We start from the raw sequence: 24,718 nt of genomic DNA on the forward strand, positions 1-24,718 counted from the left end.
GCCGGAGGTAATGCCACCAATAGCAACACAATGCCCGGTTCCCGCTAGAAATCGAACCGCATCCCGACCGTGCCTTCGATCACCTTGCGCTCCTTCTGACGGCTGCTTTCCAAGTCGCGCGTGTAGTCGGCGACCGCAAACGCGCTGACATTGGCGTTGAAGCGCGCCACCACCCCGAAGCCGACTTCCAGCGCGCGCGAATCCTGCTGGTTGGTGATGCGGTTGCTGTCGAAGTCGATGCGGTCTTCGCCATCGAGCGTCTGCCAGTAGTTGAGCTTGAAGTACGGCTGCCACCCGTTGCCGGCAATGTCGTAGTCGGCAGCCACGCGCAGGCCGACGCGGCCGGTCCAGGCGTTGTCGGCATTGAAGCGCAGCTGCGCGATGCGGTCGGCGGTATCGTCCACCGAGGTGCGCTGCCAGATCACCTGCACCTGCGGTTCCAGCCACCAGGCCGACTGGCCAAACCGCAGCAGCGGCTTGCCCAGCTCAACCGACGCCGTGGTGCCGTCACCGTCCACGTCGATTCCGATGCCACGCGCGGAGGTGGCCTCGCCGTCGTAACGGCTCTGCATGACCACCACGTCCAGGTAACCGCCCGCGCTGCCGGTACGGGTCCAGTACAGGCCCACGTGCTTGTCATCCAGGCGGGTGCTGCCCACCGCGACGTTTTCCCAGCCGATCGCAAAGCCGTTGACGTTGCCCTGCGCGCGGGTGCGGCCGACAAAGACGCCGAACTGATCGCGGCGGCTGTCGTCGGCGTTGGCGTACAGGTCCAACCCGGCCTGCACGCCCTGGATGTCACCGTCGAACCCGGGCTGCGCATCGCCCTCCCAATGCTGGTCGTGGCTTTGCCCGACCAGCCGTGCCCATGCCGCGCGGACACCGCCCTGCCCCGCCAGGATGCGCTGCTCGCCCTGGCGTTCGTGGAAGGTTCCCAGGCTGGCCAGGCTGGTCTCGCGCAACAGCGGCGGCACTACCGAGTACTCGCTGGTCTCCAGCCGGTACAGGGGCACGATGGCCGCTTCGGAAGGACGTGCATCCGGCGTCGGCGGCACCGCCAGCGGGCCGGGAATGGCGGCCACCTCGGTCGGTACCGGCGGTGGCACCTCTACCTGCGGTTCCGGCACCGGCGGCGGCGCGGCCGGTTCCGGTGGGGGTGCCGGCTCCGCGGCCACCGGGTCTGGATTCTCGGGGACATCCGGTGAGGGGGGCGGCGGCAGCGCAGGCGGCGGCGCCCCCTGCGCCTCCGGCGGCGGTGGCTCAGGCGTCACCGAGCCCAGACCCGTCGGCGGTGAAGTCGCCGCGGCGACCGCTCCGTTGACCAGGGTCGAACGCAGGTACCAGTTCTCGCCACTCCCTGCGCTGACGCCGCCCTTGAACAGGAAATATTCAAATGCACCGACCGCCACCGGGCTGTACAACGCGAACGCGTTGGCGCTGGTGCTGGCACCGTTGATTGCCTGCACCACCAGGATGCCGTCGGCCACCGTTTCGGCGCCTGCGCCGCCCGCATTGAGGATGCCAACGCCGGTGGTGCCGTCGGCAACGCCGTTGGAGATCACCAGCCGGTCCGACGCGGAGTCGTCCGCGCCCAGCACCGTGTCCAGGTACAGCGCGCCGCCGTTGCCGGTGTAGTTGCCGGCGATGGTGAACGCGTCGCCCGCACCGTTGGTGCCATTGGTCAGGTCGATCCGCCCTGCGTTGGTCACGCTCACCGGCAATGCAGCGTTGAAGGCAACGATGCTGGCATTGACGCCACCACCGAACAGCGTGCTGGTGGCGTCGACGTCGAGCGTACCGGTGCCGCTGGCGCTGTCGCCCAGGCCCAGGTCGCCATCGAAGGTGAGCTGGGTGTCATTGCGCAGCGCCACCGCCTCCCAACCGGTGAAGCGCGCCACGCCGCTGGTCTTGACGTTGTCCATGCTCAACGTGTCGTTGCCCAGGCCACCGGCGAAGCCGGGCAATGCGCCCACGTGGGCGACGTTGAGATCGGCCAGCGCAGCCGTATCGTCTCCCTCGCCCATGTCGACCAGGCCATGCACCACCCCACCGCCGCTCCAGTCCACACGGTCATTGCCGAAGCTGAGGCGGATCTCGCCACGCACGGTGCCGCCGGTGATGGTCACCGAATCGTTGCCGCCACTGACGCTGATGTTGCCGCCGATGTAACCATCGGAGAGCACGATGGTGTCGTTGCCGAAGCCGGTGACGAGGTTGCCGTCGATGGTGCCGCCGGACATCAGGAAGGTGTTGTCTTCCAGCTTCATGTTGACCCGGCCGATGCGGCCGCCGGTCATTTCGCCGTAATCACCGTCATCGAAGGCACCGACGATGCGTCCATCGGTCATGCGGAAGCGGTCGAGTCCATCGCCCTGCAGCAACGCACCGATGGTGCCGCCGGTCATCAGGAACGTATCGATGCCCGACCCCTGTTGTACCTTGCCGGTCACCGTCCCGCCGCTGACCTCCAGGCTGTCCTGGCCATCGCCCTGGTCGATGCGGTCCATCGTTCCGTCGCGGATGACGATGGCGTCGCTCCCTACGCCCTGGAGAACGCCGCCGCTGAGCGTACCGCCCAGCATCTCGAACCGGTCGGCGCCGGTCCCGAAAATGATGCCGCTGGATCCACTGATGACGCCGCGGTTGATGACGGTCGTGGCCGCATTGGTCACGATGGCGCCGCCGCCGGTGTTGCTGATCGTGCCGCGGTTGTCGATCAGATGCCCCGCCCCGCCATTGAGACCGATCGATGCGCCTCCGGCGACCACCAATTGCGCACCGCTCTCTACGTTGATGGTGACGTTGCTGGAGCCAATCACACTGGTGATGGCGGTAGTCTGCGGACTCGGGGGACTCGCCGTACAGGTGACGGTCTGGCCAATCGCCGGTGCGGTGTTATCGCAACCGGCCCAGGCGGGACTGGTGGCTGCCAGCAGCGCGGCGCCACAGGCCAGGCGGGTGATACGGCCGATGCAGTCGGCCAACGGGTGCTTCGACAACACGATCCTGGGGCGCATGACCCGATCCTTTTCCATAGGAAGGAATACGGCTGTACGACTACGCGTGCGCTTTCAGTAAAACTACTGCCCCCGTGCGCGTAGTCTTACTGTCCAGGATGTGATGGCCGGGTATAGAAACCGTGAGGGGTCAGATCTTGAGGTAGATCCGTCGCGCATCCAGTACCCAGGCGACCACCCACCAGGCCAGGACGAAGCCCACCGCGCACAGCAGCGACGCGAGTTCCGGCATCGAAGGCAACCGCTGCAGCAGCGCGGCGTAACACGCCGCCCAGGCGCCACTGGCGATCAGTACCAGCGCCATCACCGACGAACCCAGGTAGGCGGCAATCGCGTTGACGCCGAAACGGCGGCCCACTGCAGGCCAGCGATGGCGGTCAACGAGAAAATGCGCAAGCAGCAGCGCCATGATCGACAGGCCACCGGTCCACAGCACGTAGCTGGGCGTCCACAGGTTCTTGTTGAACGGCAGCACCGGTGCCAGCAACAGGCCGCCGCCCAGCAGTACCAGCCCCAATCCCGCCAGCGCGCCCAGGCTGCCGGCACGCAGCCAGCGCCCGGCAATCAGCCCCAGCAATGTGGTGGCGATGGCACCGGCGCTGCTGAGCAGGCCTTCCGGGTCATGCCCGAGCCTGGTGATGGCGTCGTACTTGTAGACAAACGGTGCGAACAGCGCGGTATCGACGCGACTGACCGGGTTGAGCCACGGCTCCAGCGTATCGGCTCCCAGCAGCAACGCCGCATAGCCCAGCAACAGGCCGCCCAATACCGCCCACTGCGTGCGTTGCCGGGTGTGGATGGCCAGCAGGCCGACCACCGCCACGCACAGCGCGATCCGCTGCAGCACGCCCCACAGCCGGTAGGCCGGCAGCTCGAACAGCCACCACGCCAGCACGTGCAGCAGCGCGCCAGCGACAAGGATGCGCAGCGCACGTTGCAGCAGCGTACGGCCCAGCGCCGGGCGCAGGTCGGGATCAGTGGCGCGTGGCACCAGGCTGAAGGCCATCGAGACGCCGGCAATGAACAGGAACAGCGGGAAAATCAGATCGGTCGGCGTGAAGCCATGCCAGTCCGCATGCAGCAGCGGCGCGTACACATGGCCCCAGTCGCCAGGGTTGTTGACCAGCAGCATGGCGGCCACGGTCAGCCCGCGCAGGGCATCGATGGAGCCCATGCGCGAGGAGGATGGAATGCTCATGCGTCCTCGCGCTGGCCGGCAATCCAGGTGGCGCGCACCTGCAGCGCCTCGTCGAGCAGCACCAGGTCGGCCTGGTAGCCTTCGGCGATCTCACCCAGGCGATCATCGACGTTGAGGAACTGCGCCGGATAGCGCGACGCCATCCGCGCGGCCTCCTCCAGCGACAGGCCCAACAGCTGCACCGTATTGCGCACGGCCGTGGCCATGTCCAGCGCCGAACCGGCGAGCGAACCGGCCGCATTGCGCACCACCCCATCCACGGCGGTGATCACTTCGCCATAGAGTTCGTAGCTGGGGTTGTCGGCACCCACCGGCGGCATCGCATCGGTGACCAGCATGACCTTGCCCTGCGGCTTGGTCGCCAGCGCCACGCGCAGGCTGGCCGGGTGCACGTGCACGCCGTCGGCGATGATGCCGACCCAGCTGCCGCGATCTTCCAGTGCCGCGCCCACGGCGCCGGGTTCACGCCCGGTCAGCGGTGACATCGCGTTGTATAGATGGGTAAAGCCGCGGATGCCGGCATCCAGCCCTGCGCGTGCTTCCTCATACGTTGCCGCGGTGTGCCCGGCGGCCACGATCACGCCGCGTTCGACCAGCGCGCGGATGCTGTCCAGCGGCACCCGCTCCGGGGCCAGGGTCAGCAGGGTCACGCCATTGTCGAGCGAGGCCGCCATGGCGATCTCGTCGGCATCGGGCACGCGGAACTTGTTGGCATCGTGCGTGCCCTTGCGTGCCGGTGCGATGTACGGCCCTTCCAGGTGGATGCCGATCACCCCGGGCACGCCGTCGGCAATGGCCTGGCGGGTCGCGTCGATCGCCTTGCGCATCACCTGCACATCGTCGCTGATCAGCGTCGGCAGCAGCGCGGTGGTACCGAAGCGGCGGTGCGCGGCGGCCAGCGTGCGCAGGCTCTCCACGTCGGGCGTGTTGTTGAACAGCACGCCACCACCACCATTGACCTGCGCATCGATGAACCCGGGCAGCAGCCAGCCACCGCCCAGGTCCACCTGCTCGGCCGCACTGCCCAGCTGCGGCGCGGCGTCGGACACCAGCGCGGTGATGCGCCCGGCTTCGATCACCACCGCGAGGTCATCGCGGAAGCCGTCGGCGGTGAGGATGCGGGCATTGCGCAGGACGGTCTTCATCAGACGGTCTCCGTGACCTTGTTCAGGTGCGGCGGCAGGTCGGGATTGTGGCCGCGACGCAGTGCCAGCGCGTTGATGGCCTTGTAGAACGCCTGCACGGTCAGCAGCGGTGCGCAGGCCGGGTGCGGTGCCTGCGGCAGCGGCAGGTCGCCATCCGGTGCGGCCAGCCAGACCTGCGCGTCACGCGCGGCGAATTCGGCGGCCACCGCACGGGTGCCCGCGCCGGTTTCATCGGGCTGGGCGAAGGCCAGCACCGGGAACCCCGGGCCCACCAGCGCCATCGGCCCGTGCTTGACCTCGGCTGAGCTGTAGGCTTCGGCGTGCAGGCCGCAGGTTTCCTTGAACTTCAGCGCCGCTTCCTGCGCGGCGCCCAGGCCCAGGCCACGGCCGACCACGAACAGGTTGTGCGCCGGCACCAGGCCATCGGTCAGTGCGGACCAGTCGCTGTTCCAGGCCTGGCGCAGTGCGTCGGGCAGCGTGCGCAGCGAGGCGATCAGTCCGGCATCCTGGCTCCAGTACGCCACCAGCTGCAGGATCGCCGACAGCGATGCGAGGTAGCTCTTGGTGGCCGCCACGCTGCGTTCGGCGCCGGCACCCAGCGGAATCACGGTTTCGGCCAGCTGCGCCAGCGGCGAATCTTCCACGTTGACCAGCGCAACCACGCGCGCGCCAGCCGCGCGCGCGGCTTCGGCGTTGCGCAGCAGGTCCGGGCTCTTGCCGGACTGCGAAATGACGATGTACAGCGCGCCGCGCAGCTGCAGCGGGGATTCGTACACCGAACCCACCGACGGCGAGGCCGAGGCAGTGACCAGGCCGAGCTTGGTCTCCAGCAGGTACTTGGCGTAGGTGGCGGCGTGGTCGGAGCTGCCGCGTGCGCAGGTCACCACGAACGGCGGCGGCGCCGCGCGCAGGGTCGCGGCCAGCGTCTGCACCGTCGCTTCGTTGCGCGCGAACTGCGCGGCGATCACGTCGGCCGCTTCGGCGGCTTCGCGGAACATCAGGGTGTCGTGCGGGGCTGGCAGGGACATGCGGGACTCAGGTGGTTTCAGGGGTGGGGGGCCGCGTGCCGACCGGCCGCATCGGCGCGGTGGAACCGCGCACGACCAGCTGCGGTACGAAGCCCTGGTTCTGCAGCTGCAGCGGTGCATCGTCGTACGCATCGCTGCGCAGCTGCGCGATCAACAGGCGCGCGGCATGCCGCGCGATGTCTTCGGTGGCCTGCTTGGCGGTGGTCAGCGGCGGCCAGGACTGGCGCGAGAAGGGGCTGTCCTCGAAGCCGGCAATGGAGAGGTCGTAAGGCACGTTCATGCCGGCCGACTTGGCCGCGGCGAGCACGCCGGCGGCGATTTCATCGTTGGAACCGAAGATCGCGGTAGGCGGTTCGCGCAGCGCCAGCAGGCGGCGCGCGCCACGGAAGCCGTCGTCGAAGGTGTAATCGCCCTGCACCACCAGGTGCTTGTCCACGGTCATGCCGTAGTCGCGCAGCGCGGCTTCATAACCGGCATGGCGTTCGCCGCTGGAACGGTGCGAGGAACCGCCCCAGAGGAAGCCGATGCGCTGGTGGCCAAGCTGGATCAGGTGCTCGGTGATTTCGTAGGCGGCCTCGCGGTCGTCCACGAACACGCACGCGCCATCCTGTGGATCGGCGGTGGCGGCGATGATGCGGACCAGCTTGATGCCCCGCGCGGTCAGCGCGGCGACCAGGTCGCGGCGTTCGGACATCGGCGCGGTCAGTACCAGCCCGGCCAGGCGCGAACGCTGCACCCAGTCGGCGAGCTCTTCGGCGAGCATCGGCGAACTGGAATCGCAGGGGTGGATCTGCAGCCCGAAGCCGGTCTCGCGGCAGGCGGCCAGCACGCCGTTCTGCACGCCGATGATGTGGTACGGGTTGGGGTTGTCGTAGACCAGCCCGATCACCAGCGTGGTGCCGGTACGCAGGTTGCGTGCGGCGGGATCGGGCTCGTAGTCGAGTTCGGCAATGGCGCGCAGCACGCGCGCGCGCGTGGCCTGCATGACCGACGGTTCGTTGTTGATGACCCGCGAAACGGTCTTCAACGACACCTTGGCCCGTTCGGCGACATCCTTGATGGTCGCTCTACGCATGCTCTTTTCCTGGCTCACCGGTTGGGCGTCCATGATCGCCGATCACTGCCCGTCGCGGGGCAGCCCGACCCGGTGGCCGTGCAGGGAGTAGAACAGGATGTACAGGTAGCACGGCACCATCAGGCCCGCGAACACCCACTGGAAGTCGAAATGCTGCTTCAGCACGGCGAACGCCTGCGGGATGATCGCGCCACCGGCGATGGCCATCACCAGCAGCGCCGAGCCGGTTTCGGTGAAGCGGCCCAGGCCCCGGATCGCCAGCGGGAAGATCGCCGGCCACATCATGGCGTTGGCAAAGCCCAGCGCGGCCACGAAGCCGACCGAGACGTAGCCATGGGTGAACAGCGCACCGATGCAGAACAACACGCCCAGGCTGGCCGAGATGCTCAGGTAGCGCGACTGCGAGACCAGGTGCGGAATCAGCGCCAGGCCGGCCAGGTAGCCCACCAGCATCGCGAACAGGGTGATGGAGGTGAACAGCTTGGTCTGGTCCAGCGGCAGGCCGAACCCGTGCCCGTAGGTGCCGATGGCATCACCGGCCATCACTTCCACGCCCACGTACACGAACAGGCACAGCACGCCCAGCCACAGGTGCGGGAACTGGAAGATGCTGCTGCGTTCGGCCAGGCCGGGCGCACGCGCCGGGGTTGCGTTGGCTTCGGCAGTCTTGATTTCCGGCAGTGGCGAGAACAGCACGCCCACCGCCAGCACCACCAGCAGGCCGGCCATGGCCATGTACGGCATCTGGATCTTGGCCGCGAAGGTATCCAGCAGCGCGTTGCGGGTCACCGGGTCGGCGCTGGCCACCTGCTCGGACAGGTCGCCGATGCCGTGCAGCACCAGGGTGCCGATCAGGAACGGGGCGATCATGCCGGCAATCTTGTTGCAGATGCCCATCAGCGCGATGCGCCGCGCGGCCGTTTCGATCGGGCCCAGGATGCTGATGTACGGATTCACCGCCGTCTGCAGCAGGGCCAGGCCGCTGCCGATGATGAACAGGCCGCTGAGCGCGCCGGGGTACCAGCGCTGCTGCGCGAAGTGCGCGAACACCACCGCACCGGCGGCCATCACCAGCAGGCTCAGGCTCAGGCCTTTCTTCATGCCGGTGCGCTTGAGGATCCACGAGGCCGGCAGCGCCAGGAAGAAGTAAGACAGGTAGAACACCATCAGCACCAGGAAGGCGCCGACCTCGTCCAGTTCGAAGGCCAGTTTGACGAAGGTGATCAGCGGGCCGTTGAGCCAGGTGAAGAAGCCGATCAGGAAGAACAGCACCCCGATGATGAGGATCGAGGTGGCCACGCTCGAACGCGCGGTAGCAGCAGGCACTGCGGACATCTGGAAGGCTCCTGCATCGACGGCGCGCGGGCGGCGTCGGAAGAGTGGCTGGGAACAACGTTGTCACATTTATTCGATGGGCCACCCGCCTTTGTCAACAATTGGTTTCCGCGCAACTCCCGGAAAACGGCATGCTGCAGTTGCACAGAAACCCCGCAATGCCCCGCCGCACCTTCACACAGCCCCTGATTGCAACGGCTTTACGAAATCTTGACGGGAGTGGACTGAAAACGTTTTCTTGTGACGCAGGTCGCTGCGGCGCAGCATCGAAAGTGTCAGGTTGTCGTTGACATCGTTGTCAGAACGATTACAGACTCCGCTCAATCGCCGGGTCCAGACCTGGCCGTACGTATCCCAAGGGAGCCCGTGTGACCGCAGCCGCCCACGCCGTACCGGCCCATGTCCCCGCCGCGATGCCGCCGTTCCTGGCCGCCGACGTGGGCGGCACGCATGTCCGCGTGGCCCGTGTACAGGTCAGCCAGGATCCGGCCCATCCGGTCCAGCTGCTCGAATACCGCAAGTTCCGCAATGCCGACTACGCCGGCCTGAGTGCCATCCTGCAGGCCTTCATCGCCGACGGTGAGCGCCCCGCGCACTGCGTGGTGGCCACTGCCGGCTATGCCCGCGAAGACGGCACGGTGATCACCGCCAACGTGCCGTGGCCGCTGTCGGCGCGCCAGATCGAGGCCGACCTGGGCCTGGAAACGGTGTACATCGTCAACGACTTCGAAGCCGTGGCCTACGCCGCCGCGCAGGTCGATGCCAGCGGCGTGCTGCAGCTGACCGGCCCGGCTACCGCGCCGCGCGGCCCGACCCTGGTGGTCGGCCCGGGCACCGGGCTGGGTGCGGCGCTGTGGATCCCGACCGCGCACGGTGCGGTGGTGCTGGCCACCGAAGCCGGCCAGCCGACGCTGGCGGTGAGCACCGAACTGGAAATGGCGATCGTGCGGCAGATGCAGCGCGAGCTGGCGCACGTCTCGGTCGAACATGCGCTGTCCGGCCCGGGCCTGATGAATCTCTACCGCGCCCTGTGCGCGATCGAAGGCCAGCCGGCCGTGCTGGCCACGCCCGATGCGATCACTGCGGCCGCCGTCAGCAACCAGGACCCGCTGGCCCGCCAGAGCCTGGATGTGTTCTGCGGCCTGCTCGGCAGCACCATCGGTGACATGGCGCTGCAGTACGGCGCCCACGGTGGCGTGTACCTGGCCGGCGGGATCCTGCCGCAGATCCGCGAATTCCTGTTGAACAGCACCTTCGTGTCCCGGTACCTCAACAAGGGACCGATGCGCGAGGCGCTGGAACGCATACCCGTGAAGGTGGTCGAGCACGGGCAGCTGGGCGTCATCGGCGCCGCAAGCTGGTACCTCGGCCGCACGGACGCTTGAACGCACGCATCGCAAACCGCACGCCGTCGCTGGCGCACCAACGATTGATGAGGAGAGACATCATGAACCACCGCAAGAGCCTGCTTTCGGCAGCCATTTTCAGCTGTATCGCCTTCGGCGCCCACGCCCAGGATGCACAGCCGTCCCCCACCGACCTGGACACCGTGACCGTCACCGGTATCCGTGGTTCGATGGAGAAATCCCTCGACACCAAGCGTGAAGCCAATGCACGCCTGGAAGTGGTGACCGCCGAAGACGTCGGCAAGCTGCCGGCGCACAACGTGGCCGATACCCTGCAGCGCCTGCCGGGCGTGAACATCAGCTCGTCCAGCGCCGACGAAGGCGGCTTCGACGAAGCCGACCGCGTCAGCCTGCGCGGCACCAGCCCCAGCCTCACCCAGACCCTGATCAACGGCCACACCGTCGGCTCGGCCGACTGGTTCGTGCTCAGCCAGGGCAACAACGTCGGCCGCAGCGTCAGCTACTCGCTGCTGCCTTCCGAACTGGTCAGCTCGGTGGAAGTGAACAAGTCCTCGCAGGCCAAGCTGCAGGACGGCGGCACCACCGGTACGGTCAACATCATCACCCGCACCCCGCTGCAGTTCTCCAAGCAGCTGAGCGCCGAAGCGTCGCTGGGCGTGGTGCGTTCGGACCAGGCCGACTCCAACGACCCGCAGTTCTCGGGCCTGTTCAACTACAAGAATGCCGACAGCACCTTCGGCGTGCTGGTGCAGGGCTTCTACCAGAAGCGCGAACTGCGCCGCGAAGCGCAGGAAATCCCGGGTGGCTTCACCAAGATCTCGGCCACCGATCCGGTCGCCGCGACCAACCCGGACCTGATCGGCGTGAGCGTGCCGGGCCTGCTGGGTTCGACCCTGTTCGAACAGACCCGTGAGCGCAAGGGCGGCCTGGTCACCCTGCAGTGGAAGCCGATCGACAGCCTGACCCTGGGCCTGAGCGGCTTCTCCTCCGAGCTGGAAGCGAACAACTACAACCGCAACTTCATGCTGTGGGGCGGCAACTTCGCCAAGAGCCAGGCGCCGAACCCGGGCTACACCGTCACCGACGGCGTGCTCACCAACGCCACCTACGCAGGCGTGCCGGGCACCAACTACGCCGTGTACGACATGATCTACCGCGAGGCGACGGCCAAGACCAGCTACGTCACCTTCGATGCCGACTGGGCGATCAACGACAACCTGACCGCCAAGTTCCAGGCCGGTACCACCAAGGGCACCGGCGAGACCCCGCGCCAGTTCATCGCCGAAGTCACCCTGGGCCAAGGCGGCGGCGCCAGCTGGGCCACCCATGGCGCCGGTTCCCCGGCCGACTGGAGCGTGGGCGGCGACATCAGCCCGAGCGGCGTGAGCAGCTTCGGCACCTGGGGCAACCAGCTGGTCAAGGCCGAGGACGAAGAGAACTGGGCCTCGCTGGACTTCAACCAGTACTTCACCAACGGCGGCGCGCTGAGCTCGATCGACTTCGGCGTTCGCTTCGCCGACCACGAGCGTGAAGCGCTGTCGCCGGAAGGCGCCAGCCCGGGCGACATCTGGTCGGCCCTGCAGGGCAGCGCCACCGGCCAGTACCCGAGCAACTTCGCCAGCGGCATCGGCGGCACCTTCCCGCGCGATATCTGGTACTACACGCCGGACGCGCTGCAGACCGCCATCCTCAACAACTCCACCTGGCTGTCCAACAATGACGGCCCGACCGGCCGCCACAATTACGGCGCCGAGTGGAAGGTGAAGGAAAAGAACTTCGCCGGCTACGTGCAGGCCAACTTCACCGGTGACTGGTGGAGCGGCAACATCGGCCTGCGCTACGTCAACATCAAGCAGGACATCGACACCTTCCTGGCAGTGTCCGACCCGGCACGCGCCGATGTGAGCAGCCTGTTCGGCATGTGGCAGCGCCAAGCCTTCGAGAACAAGCACGACCGCGTACTGCCGAGCGCCAACATCAAGTTCGACCTGGACAAGGACCTGGTGCTGCGCGTGGCCGCGTCGCAGACCCAGACCCTGCCGGACTACTCGGCGCTGGGTGCCTCGGCGTGGGGTTCGGACCTGAACCGCACCGGCGGCGGCGGCAACCCGAACCTGAAGCCGACCCTGTCGACCAACCTGGACGCCAACCTCGAGTGGTACTTCATGCCGCGCGGCCTGCTGTCGCTGGGCGCGTACCACATGGACATGAAGGACTACATCGCCTTCGACGTGGTCAACAAGCAGCTCTACAGCGAGCTGACCAACCAGCTTGAAACCTACGCGGTGTCCACCCCGATCAACGCCGACGGCAAGGTCACCGGCGTGGAAGCGGCCTACGAACAGCCGATCGGCGACAACTTCGGCTTCACCGCCAACTACACCTACGCCAACGGCAGCTCGGCGCACACCTGGGCCGACGGCAGCCACAACCTGCTGGGCACCTCGAAGAACACCTACAACGTGGGTGCCTACTTCGAGAACGACACCTTCGGCGCACGCGTCACCTACACCCGCCGTTCCTCGTTCCTGATCAGCCTGTCCGGCGCCAACCCGTACTACCAGGATGATTTCGGCACGCTGTCGGCCTCGCTGAGCTACAAGGCCACCGACTGGCTGAGCATCACCCTGGACGGCCTGAACCTCAACAACCCGACCTACAAGTACTACCAGAGCGCGGCCATCCCGACCTCGTTCTACTCCAACGGTCGCCAGTACTACCTGAACTTCCGCTTCAAGTACTGATAGCTCCGCGCCATGTGGTAAAGCTGTACACCTGAAACGGGCCCGGACATCCGGGCCCGTTTTTTTTAACCCGCACCAAAGGAATGACCCGATGCACACCCGCACCCGTCGTACCTCGCTGTCGCTGCTGCCGCTGGCCCTGGCGCTCTCGCTGGCCCCGCTGGCACATGCCACCGATGCCCAGGCCCCCGATGGCCCGCGCGCCCTGCCCGGCTCGTTGCCGCTGATTCCCGCCCCCGCCCAGCTGCAACGCCTTGAGGGCGCGGGCTACACCGTCACTTCCACGACCGCGCTGCGCGCGCAGGGCGCGGCCGCCCAGCGCGTGGCCGGCCTGTTCGCGACCCAGCTGCAGCACAGCGGCGGTCCGACCCTGGTCGTGGCCAGCGCACGCGGCAATGACGGTATCCGCTTCGTGCTCGACGCTACCCTGAAGACCGGTGCCGAGGGTTACCAGCTGCGCAGCGATGCGCGCGGCGTGACCGTGCAGGCCGCCACCGAAGCGGGCCTGTTCTATGGCGCGGCCACCCTGTCGCAGCTGCTCACGGGCGGCAGCGACGGTGTCGTGCCGGCACTGAAGATCGACGATGCGCCGCGTTTCAGCTGGCGCGGGCTGATGCTCGATTCGGCGCGCCACTTCCAGAGCCTGGACGAGATCAAGCGCGTGCTCGACGCGATGGCCGAACAGAAGCTCAACACCTTCCATTGGCATCTCACCGATGACCAGGGCTGGCGCATGGAGATCAAGCGCTACCCGAAACTGACCGGTGTCGGCAGCTGCCGCATCCCGGCCGGCGATGGCGGCCGCGATCCGGCCACCGGCGCGCCGCGACCCTACTGCGGTTTCTACACGCAGGACCAGATCCGCGAGGTGATCGCCTACGCCGCCGCGCGCCACATCCAGGTGATTCCGGAAATAGACGTGCCAGGCCATGCCACGGCCGCCATTGCCGCCTACCCCGAACTCGGCACGATCGATACGCCACTGCAGCCGCTGAGCGAATGGGGCGTGTTCCCGAACCTGTTCAACACCGAGGAGAGCACGTTCCAGTTCCTGGAGAACGTGCTTGAAGAGGTCATCGAACTGTTCCCCGCCAAGTACGTCCACGTCGGCGGCGACGAAGCAGTCAAGGACCAGTGGGAGGCCAGCCCGCGCGTGCAGGAACGCATGCGCGAGGTGGGCGCGGGCACTGAAAATGAAATGCAGGCGCACCTGATCAAGCGCCTGGAGACGTTCCTGGAGCAGCACGACCGCCGCCTGATCGGGTGGGATGAAATCCTCGAAGGCGGCCTGCCGCCGGAAGCCACGGTGATGTCCTGGCGCGGTACCGAGGGTGGCCTCAAGGCCGCCAGCGAAGGCCACGACGTGGTGATGTCGCCGGTCACCGACATGTACATGGACTACCTGCAGACCAACTCGGAGAACGAGCCGCCAGGCCGACCGCTGACCACCCCGCTGGCCCGCGTGTATGGCTTCGAGCCGGTGCCGGATGCCTTGGCCAGGGACAAGGAGCAGCACATCCTCGGCCTGCAGGCCAACATGTTCACCGAGCACACCCGCAGCGTCGCCCGGCTGCACCACAACGTGTTCCCGCGCCTTGCCGCGGTGGCCGAAACCGGCTGGACGCCGCGTGACCGCCGCAACTTCGCCGATTTCCTGGCCCGGCTGCCCTCGCAGCTGCAGCGCTGGCAGGCGATAGGCATCGCGTATGCGCAGACGCCGTTCGAAGTGGAAGCCGATGTCACCAACGACCGCAAGGCCGGCACCGCCACCCTGGCCCTGCGCAACCCGCTCAACTATGAAATCCGCTACAGCGTGGATGGCAGCGCGGTCACCGCGCAGTCGCCGCGCTACGACGCGCCGCTGACCCGGCCGCTGCCGGTGGGTGTACAGGCCGCGACCTTCTTCAATGGGCAGGCACTGGCCAAGGCGGCGAGCCGCTTCGACATCACCGCGCAGTCGCTGCTGAGCCGCACCGACGAGCATCTGGCGATGTGTCCGGGCGAAGGCAAGCTGCTGCTGCGGCTGGAGGACGATGGCCCGGCCGACGGCCAGCGCGCGATCTTCAACGTGAACATCTTCAACCCGTGCTGGCTGTGGGAAGGCGCGGATGTGGAGGGCATTGCGAAGCTGCGGGTACGCGCGGGGCAGATTCCGTATTACTTCCAGCTGGCCCACGACGAGCCGCAGCGGCGCTTCGTGCCGGCGCGCAGCGCACACGGCGAGATGGACATCCTCAACGCGCAGTGCGATGGCAAGCCGTTGGCCAGCGTGCCGTTGCCGGCCACGCCCGGTGCCGATGGCTTCATCACGCTGGAAGCGGCCGTGCCGCGTTCGCTGAAGGGCCGCCAGGACCTGTGCGTGCGCTTCACCGGTGACACCCGGCCCACCATGTGGGTGCTGGACACGCTGGAGCTGGTACCGCGTTGATGACGCAGCGGTGCCGGCCCATGGCCGGCACCGCAGTGGATCAGCCTTTCATCCGAATGAGCAGATCGCGCAGCGGCGTGAAGGCCACCGCCATGCCTGCCACCACGCCGACGCTGTTGGCCAGCGCATCCATCGGGTCGGCCATGCGGTCGGTGGTCAGTGCGCCCTGCAGGAATTCAATGCCCACGCCCAGCAGCACCAGCCCGGCGCCGGCCCACAGCAGCGCCGCGCGCGTGCGGTAGATCTGCACCGCCGCCGAGGCCAGCAGGAAGTACGCCAGGAAATGCTCGACCTTGTCGCTGTTCTGCGGCAATGCCAGCGGCGGTGGCGGGATCAGGCAGACCACGATCGTGACCACGATCGCCAGCCACCACAGGCCCAGCCACACGCGCGGGAAGCGCAGCGGCTTCAGCATTCCGGCTGCGGTCATCTCAGAGCCGCCAGGTCAGGTCGCCCAGCAGGAACGCCGGGTCGAAATCCACGTCGCGCTGGAAGCCCATCACCTGGAAGCGCTCGCCCATCTCGCTGGGCAGGGTGAGCTTCTTGACCTGATCGCGCAGGCGCAGCTTGCCGATCTCGTCGGCACGTTCCTCGGCCATGGCCAGCAACCCATCCAGGCCATTGCCGAGCAGGAAGCTGGACTGGGTGCAGTAGCCGGCCAGCTCGAAACCGGCATGCGTGCCGGCCTCGGCCAGCGCGGTGAAATCCACCGACGCGGTCAGGTCCTGCAGGCCCGGCCACAGGAACACGTCGTTGTGCACGTGGTGGCGGTAGAAGGCGCGCACGGTGCCGTCGTCGCGGTCATCGCGGTAGTACTCGTTGCGCGGGTAGCCATAATCGACGAACAGCATCGCGCCGCGCTTCAGCCCGCCAGCCACCGCCTGGATCCAGTACGGCAGGTGCGGCAGCAGCTCGGAGCGATAGCCATCGGCGAACGGCTTTTCCCGGTAGCGCTCCAGGTGCCGCACGGCCGAGGTCAGCATGGCATCGGCCGGCTGCGCGCCGCGGATGAAGCGTCCGTCGGCATCCAGCTCCACGGTTTCCTCATAGACCATGCCGTCGCGCGCAAGGAAGCGCGGGGTCGGCAGGGCGTCGATCACTTCGTTGGCGAACACCACGCCGTCCCAGTCATCGTCGAACGGGCCGTCCAGCCATTCCACCAGGGCGAACAGCGGCGGCACCAGCGCCTTTTCCAGGCGCTCGCGCTGGCGCTCGCGCAGGTCCGCGCTGGGTTCCAGGATCGCGTAGCGCTCCGGCAGCGCATCCAGTTCCAGCATGCGCTTGAGCAGGATCTCGGCGAATGCGCCGCTGCCGCCACCCAGTTCCAGGAAGCGTGCCTGCGGGCCCAGCTGCTGCATCACCGGGGCGATGGCGTTGGCCAGGGTGGCGGTGAACAGCGGGCCCAGCTCCGGGGCGGTGGTGAAATCGCCATCCGCACCGAACTTGCTGGCGCCGGCGCTGTAATAGCCCCAGCCTGGCGCATACAGGCTCAGTTCCATGAACCGGGCAAACGGCATGGCGCCGCCGTTGGCAAGGATTTCCGCGCGCAGGGCGGCGGCCAGTTCGTCGCTGTGGGCCAGGGCGTCGGCATCGGGCGTGGGCAGGGAAGAATGCATGGTGCGGGCGATTGCGGTGACAATGCACAGCATAGCCGAGCAGGAAGGAGCCCCGATGACCGCCACCACACCCGTCGTGCTGATCACCGGCAGTGCGCGCCGGATCGGCGCGGCCATTGCCCGCCAGTTCCATTCGTGCGGCTGGTCGGTGGTGCTGCATGCGCACACCTCCACCGCCGAGCTGCAGCAGATGGCCTTCGACCTGGACATGCTGCGCCCTGGCAGCGTGCTGGCCCTGCAGGCCGACCTGCGCGACGCGCAGGCCCTGCCGGACCTGGTGGAACAGACCGTGGCCCAGTTCGGGCGGCTGGATGCGCTGGTCAACAACGCCTCCAACTTCTACCCCACCCTGCTCGGCCAGATCACCGCCGACCAGTGGGACGACCTGTTCGCGGTGAACGCCCGCGCGCCGCTGCTGCTGGCCCAGGCCGCCGCGCCGCAGCTGCGCCGCCACCAGGGCTGCATCGTCAACCTCACCGACCTGCACGGCACCCAGCCGATGCGCGACCACCCGGTCTACGCCGCAGCCAAGGCCGCGCTGGAAATGATCACCCGTTCGCTGGCGCTGGAACTGGCGCCGAAGGTCCGGGTCAATGCCGTGGCGCCGGGCGCGATCCTGTGGCCCGAGCAGGGCAAGGATGATTTCGCCCAGCAGGCGCTGCTGGCGCGGACCCCGCTGGGCCGCACCGGCACGGTGGAGGAGATCGCCGAGGCGGTGTACTGGTTGGTCAACGACGCCCCGTTCGTGACCGGGCACACGTTGCGGGTGGATGGCGGCCGGCAGTTGACGTGATTGCTGGCGTCGTCACAGCTCGACCACCTCGAATGCGTCGTCGAACTGCCGGTGCGCCCGCCACAACGTGGCCAGGTCCAGGCCGCTGACCGGGTCGATGAAGTCCGGCGCGATATCCGCCAGCGGCTTGAGCACGAAGGCATGCTTCAGCTCCGGGCGCGGAATCCGCAGGTGCCCCGGCCCTTCCACGATCAGGTCGCCGTAGAACACCACGTCGATGTCCAGCGTACGGTCGCTGAAACGCGGCCCGCTGCGGTCCCGCCCATGGGCGTCTTCCACGTCATGCAGCCACTGGTCCAGGGCCTCCAGCGGCTCGTCGGTCTCGATCGCCACCGCGTTGTTGAGGAAGGCCGGGCCGTCGAAGCCCACGGCGGCGGTGCGGTAGGCCGGGGAGACCCGGATATCGCCGAAACGCCCGCGCAGCGCGGCCACCGCAGCGTGAAGATGCTGCTGCGGTTGCAGGTTGCTGCCCAGGCTCAGGAGCACAGTGGTCATGGTATTCAGCGTACGTGGGGCGAATCCACACGGGGCCAACAGGGGCTCCGCATAGAATCGGGGTGCACATCATAGGACACCGACATGACCTATTGCGTCGGCATTGCGGTGGATGAGGGCCTTGTCTTCGCCGCCGATACCCGTACCAACGCGTCGCTGGACGACGTACGCGTGCACCGCAAGCTGCACGAATTCGAGTTTCCCGGCGAGGCCGCCTTCGTGATCATGGCCGCCGGCAACCTGGCCACCACCCAGCTGCTGATCTCGCGGCTGCACCGCGACGTGGAGGAACAGCGGCCGGAAAACCTGCGCGCCTACCGGCACCTGTTCGAGGTGGCCGAGTACGTGGGCCGGGTGCTGGTGGACAGCCAGGTCAAATGCAGCAACCCGGAACACGGCCATGACGGGGTCAACACCCAGGCGACCCTGATCCTGGGCGGCCAGGTCGGCGGTGAACACCCGGGCATGTACATGATCTACCCTCTGGGCAACGCGATTGCCGCCTCGCCGGAAACGCCCTTCCTGCAGATCGGCGAATCCAAGTACGGCAAGCCGATCCTGGACCGCATCATCCGCCCGCAGACCCGGCTGGACGATGCGGCGCGCACGGCGATCGTGTCGCTGGATTCGACCATCCGTTCCAACCTGTCGGTGGGCCTGCCGGTCGACCTGGTGCTGCTGCGCGCCGGCGACCTGCGCATCAGCCACCGCATGCGCCTGGCCGGCGACAGCCCGCTGTACGCCGAAATCCATGGCAACTGGTCGCGCCGGCTGGAACACGCCGTGGCCAGCCTGCCCAGCTTCCCCTGGGAAGATGGGTAGGCGCGCCCTACCCCGCCAGCGCCTCGGCCACCGAACGGAACACCTGCTGCATTTCCAGCGGCTTGCGCAGCACGTGCACCTCGACACCGTCCGGGAAGGTTTCCAGCGGTACCGGAACCTCGGCGTCTTCCAGCACCAGCGCCGGGCCGCGATAGCCCAGCGCGGCCATCTCATCGAGCAGGTGGCTGGCTGAAAGCAGCTTGGCCCCGGCATCGGCGATCACCAGTGCCGGCATCGCCTCCTGCTGCATCCAGCGCAGCGCGGCACCGCCATCGGAGGCCAGCTGCAGGTGGTAGCCCTGGCTGGACAACGCATTGCCCAGCAGCGACAGCCGGGTGGCTTCGCCATCGACCACCAGGATCGACTGCCCGGCACCGGCCGCTATCGGCTGTGCCTGCGGGACCGCATCGACCGGTTCCTCGCGCATCGGCAGCCGCAGTTCGAACCGACTGCCCACGCCCGGCGTGCTTTCCACCCGGATGCTGCCCTGGGCGCCTTCGACGATGCGCTTGCAGGAGATCAGCCCCAGGCCGGTGCCGTTGGCCTTGGTGGTGAAGAACGGATTGAACAGGTGCGCCAGTACCTCGGCGCTCATGCCCACGCCCTCGTCGGTCACCGAGATGCGCAGCCAGTCCTGGCCGTGCGCATCCGGGTCGGCCGCCGCGCGCAGGGTCAGGCGCCCGCCATTGGGCATGGCCTGGATCGCGTTGAGCGCCAGGTTCAGCAGCACCTGCTGCAGCTCGGTGTAGTTGGCATCCACCGCCAGGGCCGGGTCGTCCACGTCCAGGTGCAGGCTCACCTGCGCCGGCAGGGTACTGCGCAGCAGCAGTTCCATCGCCTCGAACAGATGGGCGATCTGGATCCGCTCGCTCGGGCTGCGCGAGCCACGCACGAACGACAGCATGGATTCGGCCATTTCATGCCCGCGCCGGCCACATTCGGCGATCACGTCGGCCAGGTGGTGCAGCTGCGGATCGTCGGTGCGGGCCTTCAGCAGCTCGGGCATGATCAGCAGCGGCTGCAGGATGTTGCGCAGGTCGTGGCTGAGCCCGGCAGCCAGCAGCGACAGGCTTTCCAGCCGCTGCGCACGCATCAGTTCGGCTTCCACCCGCTGGCGGTCGATGGTGCCACGCGCCTCGCGCACGGCGCGCGCCACCGCCGAAGGCAGCCGCGCCGGCTGGTGCTTGATGATGTAATCGTTGGCGCCCTGGTGCAGCGCGGCCACGGCATTCTCTTCGCCGATCGTGCCCGACACGAAGATGAAGGGCACGTCCGGGTGCCAACCGCGCACGATTTCGAGCGCCTGGTTGCCGGAAAAACCGGGCATGGCCAGGTCGGACAGCACGATGTCCGGCGCGAACCGCAGCAGCGCATCGCGCAGTTCGGCGGCGGTCTCTACCCGCTCGAAGCTGGCCTCCAGCCCGGCGTCGAGCATCTGCCCGCACATCAGCTCGGCATCTTCGGGCGAATCCTCCACCAGCAGGATGCGCAGGTGTCCCAGCGAGGGGCCGGTGAGCGGCATGGGTTACTCGACCTCCGGAGCCTGGTTGATCAGCGCCCAGAACTTGCCGAGCGTCTGCACGGCACCGAAGAACTGGTCCACGTCCACCGGTTTGACCACATAGGCATTGACGCCCAGGTCCCAGCTGCGGGCCAGGTCGCTCTCCTCGCGCGAGGACGACAGGATCACCACCGGCAGCCGCTTGAGTTCCTCGGCACTGCGGATCTGGCGCAGCACTTCCAGCCCGTCCATGCGCGGCATCTTGATATCCAGCAGCAGCACCGCCGGCAGGCCCTCCTCGCGGTTGGCGAAGGCACCGCGGCGCAGCAGGTAGTCCATCGCTTCCACGCCGTCCTCGACGTGCACGATGGGGTTGGCCAGGCGCGCTTCCTTCAGGGCATCGATGGCCATTTCAGCATCGGCGGGGCTGTCCTCGGCAAGCAGGATGGTGCGGAGAGCGGTCATGCGACGGGGCCTTTGTTGAGTGCGTCGAGAGAGGAAGGGAGAAGGAAGTGGAACGTGGCGCCCTGGTCCACCGCCGCTTCGGCCCAGATGCGGCCGCCGTGGCGGGCGAGAACCCGGCGCACGCTGGCCAGGCCGATGCCGGTGCCGGAATACTCGCTGGCCTTGTGCAGGCGCTGGAACACGCCGAACAGCTTGTCGGCGTAGGCCATGTCGAAGCCGGCACCGTTGTCGCGCACGCTGAACAGGTGGCTGCCATCGGGCTGGCGTTCGTACTCCACCGCAATCCGCGCCGGATGGGCGTTGGCCGAGTACTTCACCGCATTGCCGAGCAGGTTCAGCCACAGCTGCCGCATCATGTTGTCGTCGCAGACGAGGATCGGAAGCGGTGCGATCTTCCATTCGATGCGCCGCGCCGCGCCGCCGTGCTCGGCCTCGCTTTTCAGATTGGCATCCAGCAGCGCGCGGGTATCGGCCACCAGCGACTGCATGTCCACCGCCTGCAGGCGCATCGCCGCGCGCCCGAGCCGCGAGTAAACCAGGAGATCGTCGATCAACGTGGCCATCCGCCGCGCCGAGCCGGCGATGACGTCCAGGTAGTGCCGCGATTTTTCGTCCGCCTCCTCGCCGAGGTGCCGGGCCAGCTTGTCCGAGAAGTCGGCAACGTGGCGCAGCGGTGCGCGCAGGTCGTGCGACACCGAATAGCTGAAGGCTTCCAGCTCGCGGTTGACCTCCGATACCTGTTCCACCTTGCCTTCCAGCTGGCGGTTCAGTTCTTCCACGCGCTGCTGCACGGCACGTTGCACGGTGACGTCGGTGACCGTCATCAGCACCACTTCATCATCGCGGTCCGGCAGCGGCATGCGCCGGGCGTTGATCAGCATGGTGCGCACCTGGTCATCATCGGTGCGCTGTTCGTGCTCGAAGTCCCACAGTTCGCGACCACGCAGCAGCACGTCCATCAACCGCTGCTGCACCGCCGGATCGCTCCAGGCACCCTCGCCCAGCGTTTGCAGGGCGCGGCCGTCGGTGGTCGCGTCGTCATGCAGTCCATACAACTCCGAGAACGCCGGGTTGTGCAGCTGCACCTTCAGTTCGCGGTCAAGCAGCACGATCGGCTCCCGCACGGTGTGCAGCACCGATGCCGCACGTGCCGAGGCGCGCCGCGTGGCACGTTCGGCGGTGGCGCGGTGCAGGATCTGCCGATGCAACAGCCACAACACCAGGCCGAGCAGCAGCAGCTGGACGACCAGTGCGGTCCACGAGACCAGCTCGCCCTGCCGTTGCTGCTGGGCGAACACGGCCGAACGCTGGGCCAGCAGTTCTTCTTCGCGGTCCTGCAGTTCCTCGATCAGGCCGCGGATCGGATAGCGGGTAGTCAGGTCCTGTACCAGTTGGCGCTGGTCGCCGTCGGGGCTGGAACGGGCCAGCTCGGCGGCCAGCTCCATGCGCCGGTCCAGCAGCGACTGGATGCGGCCGATGCGCACCAGCTGTTCGGGATTGTCGCGGGTCAGCTCGGTCAGCCGCGCCAGCCGTGCCGGAATGTGGCGGGCCTGGCCAAGCCGCTCGCGCAGCCCGGGGGCATCGATGCCCTTGGACAGCGTCAGCGCCGCCGATTCCACGTCGCGCACGTCCGCCTGCAACTGATACACGGCGACGCCGACGTCCTGGGTGTGGGTCACCCAGCGCATCGCGTCGAGGTTCTCGTCGGAGAGTCGGCGCAGGGTCAGCCATGGCACCACGATGATGGCCACGGCCGCGAGGCCGAGGGCCGGCAACCGCCAGCGGTCCCAGAGTTCATCACTGAAAACCAGTGCCATAGACCCTCGTTGGCTTGCATGCTCCCCCTCCCCGCCGGTACGCCCCGATCCAGGAGCGACGCCGACAGGGGCGAAGTCCTGAATATACTCCACACCAACGTGAATACGGGACAGGACCGGACAGCGGCGCCGTCCATGAAAAAGGGCGCGCCTGACGGCGCGCCCCGGTGTCTGTGCAGGTGCTGTCGCGGATCAGCGCTTGGCAGCGGCCGCGGAGACCTTCAGTGCACTGGCGTCGACACTCTTGACGCCCTTGATCATCTTGGCCTTGGCAACGGCATTGTCATGCTCGGCCTTGGTCGCCACGGTGCCCGACAGCGATACCACGCCATTCACGGTTTCCACCTTTACTTCAGTGCCGGGAACCTTGCTGCTGGCCAGCAGGTCACTCTTGACCTTGGTGGTGATCCAGGTGTCGGTGACCGGCTCGTCCGAATCATGCATGTCCGCATGGGTCATGGCAGCCTTGTCGGTGGTCTTCGGCGGATCCTTGGCCATGGCCGCCGAGGTGCCCAGCAGCATGCCGAAAGCGAGCGAAGCAGCAAGCAGATTACGGGTAGTGTTGGTCATGTGCGGTGTCTCCCTGGTTAGTGGGCCCAGTGTCGGCGGCGAGGCGTGGACAGCACGTCGCTGCAAGATCACGTTGCCGTGAACCGCTCAGGTTCAACCCCAACAGTTCAGGTTTCCGCACTGCATCATTTGCAATTATTCTTACGCGACACAACGCATCAGGTGCACACATGGCGACGATCGCGCAGGTGGGATTGATCGGATACGGGCTGGCTGGAAGCGTTTTCCACGCGCCACTGATCCAGCACACGCCGGGCCTGGCCCTGCACAGCATCGTCAGTTCGCAACGCGAGCGGCTGCTGCGCAGCTTCACCGATGTGCACATCCACGCGGACGTGGCGCCGCTGCTGGCCGACCCGGCGGTGGATGCGGTGGTGATCGCCACGCCCAATGAACAGCATGCACCGCTGGCACTGGCGGCATTGCGTGCGGGCAAGCATGTGCTGGTCGACAAGCCGTTTGCCTTGACCACGGCCGAAGCGGAGGCGGTAGTCGATGCCGCGCGCGAGGCCGGGCGCGTGGTGTGCGTGTTCCAGAACCGGCGCTACGACGCCGACTTCCTCACGCTGCGCGGCCTGCTGGCGGCAGGCACGCTGGGACGCATCGCGGAAGTCCATTCGCACTTCGACCGCTACCGCCCGCAGGTGCGCGACCGCTGGCGCGAGAGCGATGCACCGGGCAGCGGATTGTGGATGGACCTGGGCCCGCACCTGCTGGACCAGATACTGCAGCTGTTCGGCTGGCCCGAGGCGATCAGCGCCGACATCACCGCGCAGCGCGACGGTGCTCGCAGCGACGATTACTTCCATGCCGTGCTGCACTACCCTGCGATGCGCGCGATCGTGCACGCCGGTTCGCTGGTGGCCGCGTCGGCACCGCGCTTTGCCGTGCATGGCAGCGCCGGCAGTTACCTCAAGGACGGCCTGGACGTGCAGGAAGACCAGCTGCGCCAGGGCATCGCCCCGGGCGCACCGGGCTGGGGCCTGGACCCGCAGCATGGGCAGCGGTTGCAGGTGGATGCCGACGGGAAGGCACATCGCCACAGCGTGGACAACGCCGTGGGCGATTACCGCCGGTTCTACGCGGCGTTCCGCGATGCGATTCTCGGCGAAGGCCAAGAGCCGGTCAGTACTGAAGAAGCATTGCAACTGATGCGGCTGCTCGAAGCAGGCCGCGAAAGCGCCGACAGTGGCCGGCGCGTGGATCTTCGTTAGCTGACCAATTGCATCGAAGGCACGATGCTCCGGTAGGGTTGCATCCCGATCAACCGCCGATGCAGCTGATCAGAGCGGTGGGGCATGA

At 67.4% G+C, this 24,718-nt stretch carries 19 protein-coding genes; 6 read left to right on the forward strand and 13 right to left on the reverse strand.

All coding sequences use genetic code 11. From position 1 onward, the window contains the following. Window positions 1–44: 44 nt before the first annotated feature. From NMB40_RS14980 to NMB40_RS15005, 6 genes are all read right to left on the reverse strand, one after another. The gene (locus tag NMB40_RS14980; protein ID WP_494358935.1) at window positions 45–3,017 is read right to left on the reverse strand and encodes an autotransporter family protein; all 2,973 of its coding nucleotides are present in this window, start codon (window positions 3,015–3,017) and stop codon (window positions 45–47) included. Window positions 3,018–3,147: 130 nt separating this feature from the next. Continuing rightward, on the reverse strand, window positions 3,148–4,215 hold the full coding sequence (locus tag NMB40_RS14985; RefSeq protein WP_494358936.1) for an acyltransferase family protein: 1,068 nt from the start codon (window positions 4,213–4,215) through the stop codon (window positions 3,148–3,150). After that, the gene (nagA, locus tag NMB40_RS14990) at window positions 4,212–5,360 is read right to left on the reverse strand and encodes an N-acetylglucosamine-6-phosphate deacetylase (protein ID WP_448143570.1); all 1,149 of its coding nucleotides are present in this window, start codon (window positions 5,358–5,360) and stop codon (window positions 4,212–4,214) included. The genes NMB40_RS14985 and nagA overlap by 4 nt, the downstream gene beginning before the upstream one ends. Beyond that, on the reverse strand, window positions 5,360–6,388 hold the full coding sequence (locus NMB40_RS14995; RefSeq protein WP_068854024.1) for an SIS domain-containing protein: 1,029 nt from the start codon (window positions 6,386–6,388) through the stop codon (window positions 5,360–5,362). Before NMB40_RS14995 ends, nagA begins: the two co-directional genes overlap by 1 nt. A gap of 7 nt (window positions 6,389–6,395) precedes the next feature. After that, on the reverse strand, window positions 6,396–7,463 hold the full coding sequence (locus NMB40_RS15000) for a LacI family DNA-binding transcriptional regulator (RefSeq protein WP_068854805.1): 1,068 nt from the start codon (window positions 7,461–7,463) through the stop codon (window positions 6,396–6,398). Between the two features lie 42 nt (window positions 7,464–7,505). Beyond that, complete coding sequence (locus NMB40_RS15005) at window positions 7,506–8,798, reverse strand: sugar MFS transporter (protein ID WP_282244310.1); 1,293 nt, start codon at window positions 8,796–8,798, stop codon at window positions 7,506–7,508. Between the two features lie 413 nt (window positions 8,799–9,211). On the opposite strand from NMB40_RS15005, the gene NMB40_RS15010 reads away from it, so the two are divergent. The 3 genes from NMB40_RS15010 to NMB40_RS15020 all read left to right on the forward strand — a co-directional run bounded on the left by NMB40_RS15010 (window position 9,212) and on the right by NMB40_RS15020 (window position 15,337). Beyond that, the gene (locus tag NMB40_RS15010) at window positions 9,212–10,183 is read left to right on the forward strand and encodes a glucokinase family protein (RefSeq protein WP_494361086.1); all 972 of its coding nucleotides are present in this window, start codon (window positions 9,212–9,214) and stop codon (window positions 10,181–10,183) included. Window positions 10,184–10,245: 62 nt separating this feature from the next. Continuing rightward, window positions 10,246–12,909, forward strand: a complete 2,664-nt coding sequence (locus NMB40_RS15015) for a TonB-dependent receptor (protein ID WP_494358937.1) — start codon at window positions 10,246–10,248, stop codon at window positions 12,907–12,909. Window positions 12,910–13,000: 91 nt separating this feature from the next. Beyond that, entirely contained in the window at window positions 13,001–15,337 is a 2,337-nt protein-coding gene (locus NMB40_RS15020) for a family 20 glycosylhydrolase (protein WP_494358938.1), read from the forward strand. Window positions 15,338–15,377: 40 nt separating this feature from the next. Here the strand turns inward: NMB40_RS15020 and NMB40_RS15025 are convergent, their stop codons facing one another. Together NMB40_RS15025 and NMB40_RS15030 are read right to left on the reverse strand one after the other, a co-directional pair. After that, entirely contained in the window at window positions 15,378–15,767 is a 390-nt protein-coding gene (locus tag NMB40_RS15025) for a VanZ family protein (protein ID WP_494358939.1), read from the reverse strand. A 1-nt stretch (window position 15,768) separates the two neighbouring features. Next, window positions 15,769–16,953 carry a class I SAM-dependent methyltransferase gene (locus NMB40_RS15030; RefSeq protein ID WP_448143575.1) on the reverse strand — a complete coding sequence of 395 codons (1,185 nt, stop codon included), beginning with the start codon at window positions 16,951–16,953 and terminating at the stop codon, window positions 15,769–15,771. A 55-nt stretch (window positions 16,954–17,008) separates the two neighbouring features. On the opposite strand from NMB40_RS15030, the gene NMB40_RS15035 reads away from it, so the two are divergent. Next, entirely contained in the window at window positions 17,009–17,746 is a 738-nt protein-coding gene (locus NMB40_RS15035; RefSeq protein ID WP_448143576.1) for a pteridine reductase, read from the forward strand. Between the two features lie 12 nt (window positions 17,747–17,758). On the opposite strand, the gene folK is transcribed toward NMB40_RS15035, so the two are convergent. Next, a complete protein-coding gene (gene folK / locus NMB40_RS15040) occupies window positions 17,759–18,241 on the reverse strand; it encodes a 2-amino-4-hydroxy-6-hydroxymethyldihydropteridine diphosphokinase (RefSeq protein WP_494358940.1) in 483 nt (160 codons plus the stop codon). 84 nt (window positions 18,242–18,325) lie between these two features. Between folK and NMB40_RS15045 the strand changes: the two genes are divergently transcribed. Beyond that, window positions 18,326–19,063 (forward strand): proteasome-type protease, encoded by a 738-nt coding sequence (locus tag NMB40_RS15045; protein ID WP_282247454.1) that lies wholly within the window; start codon window positions 18,326–18,328, stop codon window positions 19,061–19,063. A 7-nt stretch (window positions 19,064–19,070) separates the two neighbouring features. On the opposite strand, the gene NMB40_RS15050 is transcribed toward NMB40_RS15045, so the two are convergent. The 4 genes from NMB40_RS15050 to NMB40_RS15065 form a co-directional block, all read right to left on the reverse strand. Then, window positions 19,071–20,585: an ATP-binding response regulator gene (locus NMB40_RS15050; RefSeq protein WP_448143578.1), complete on the reverse strand. Its 1,515-nt coding sequence runs from the start codon at window positions 20,583–20,585 to the stop codon at window positions 19,071–19,073. A gap of 3 nt (window positions 20,586–20,588) precedes the next feature. After that, window positions 20,589–21,029, reverse strand: coding sequence for a response regulator (locus NMB40_RS15055; RefSeq protein ID WP_193059234.1), 441 nt, complete (start codon window positions 21,027–21,029; stop codon window positions 20,589–20,591). After that, window positions 21,026–22,846, reverse strand: a complete 1,821-nt coding sequence (locus NMB40_RS15060; RefSeq protein WP_494358941.1) for a sensor histidine kinase — start codon at window positions 22,844–22,846, stop codon at window positions 21,026–21,028. Before NMB40_RS15060 ends, NMB40_RS15055 begins: the two co-directional genes overlap by 4 nt. A gap of 192 nt (window positions 22,847–23,038) precedes the next feature. Beyond that, window positions 23,039–23,416 carry a BON domain-containing protein gene (locus NMB40_RS15065; RefSeq protein ID WP_282247451.1) on the reverse strand — a complete coding sequence of 126 codons (378 nt, stop codon included), beginning with the start codon at window positions 23,414–23,416 and terminating at the stop codon, window positions 23,039–23,041. 170 nt (window positions 23,417–23,586) lie between these two features. On the opposite strand from NMB40_RS15065, the gene NMB40_RS15070 reads away from it, so the two are divergent. Further along, window positions 23,587–24,630, forward strand: coding sequence for an oxidoreductase (locus NMB40_RS15070; protein WP_494358942.1), 1,044 nt, complete (start codon window positions 23,587–23,589; stop codon window positions 24,628–24,630). Window positions 24,631–24,718 lie beyond the last annotated feature (88 nt).

Source organism: Stenotrophomonas sp. FBCC-B152 (assembly GCF_059134105.1).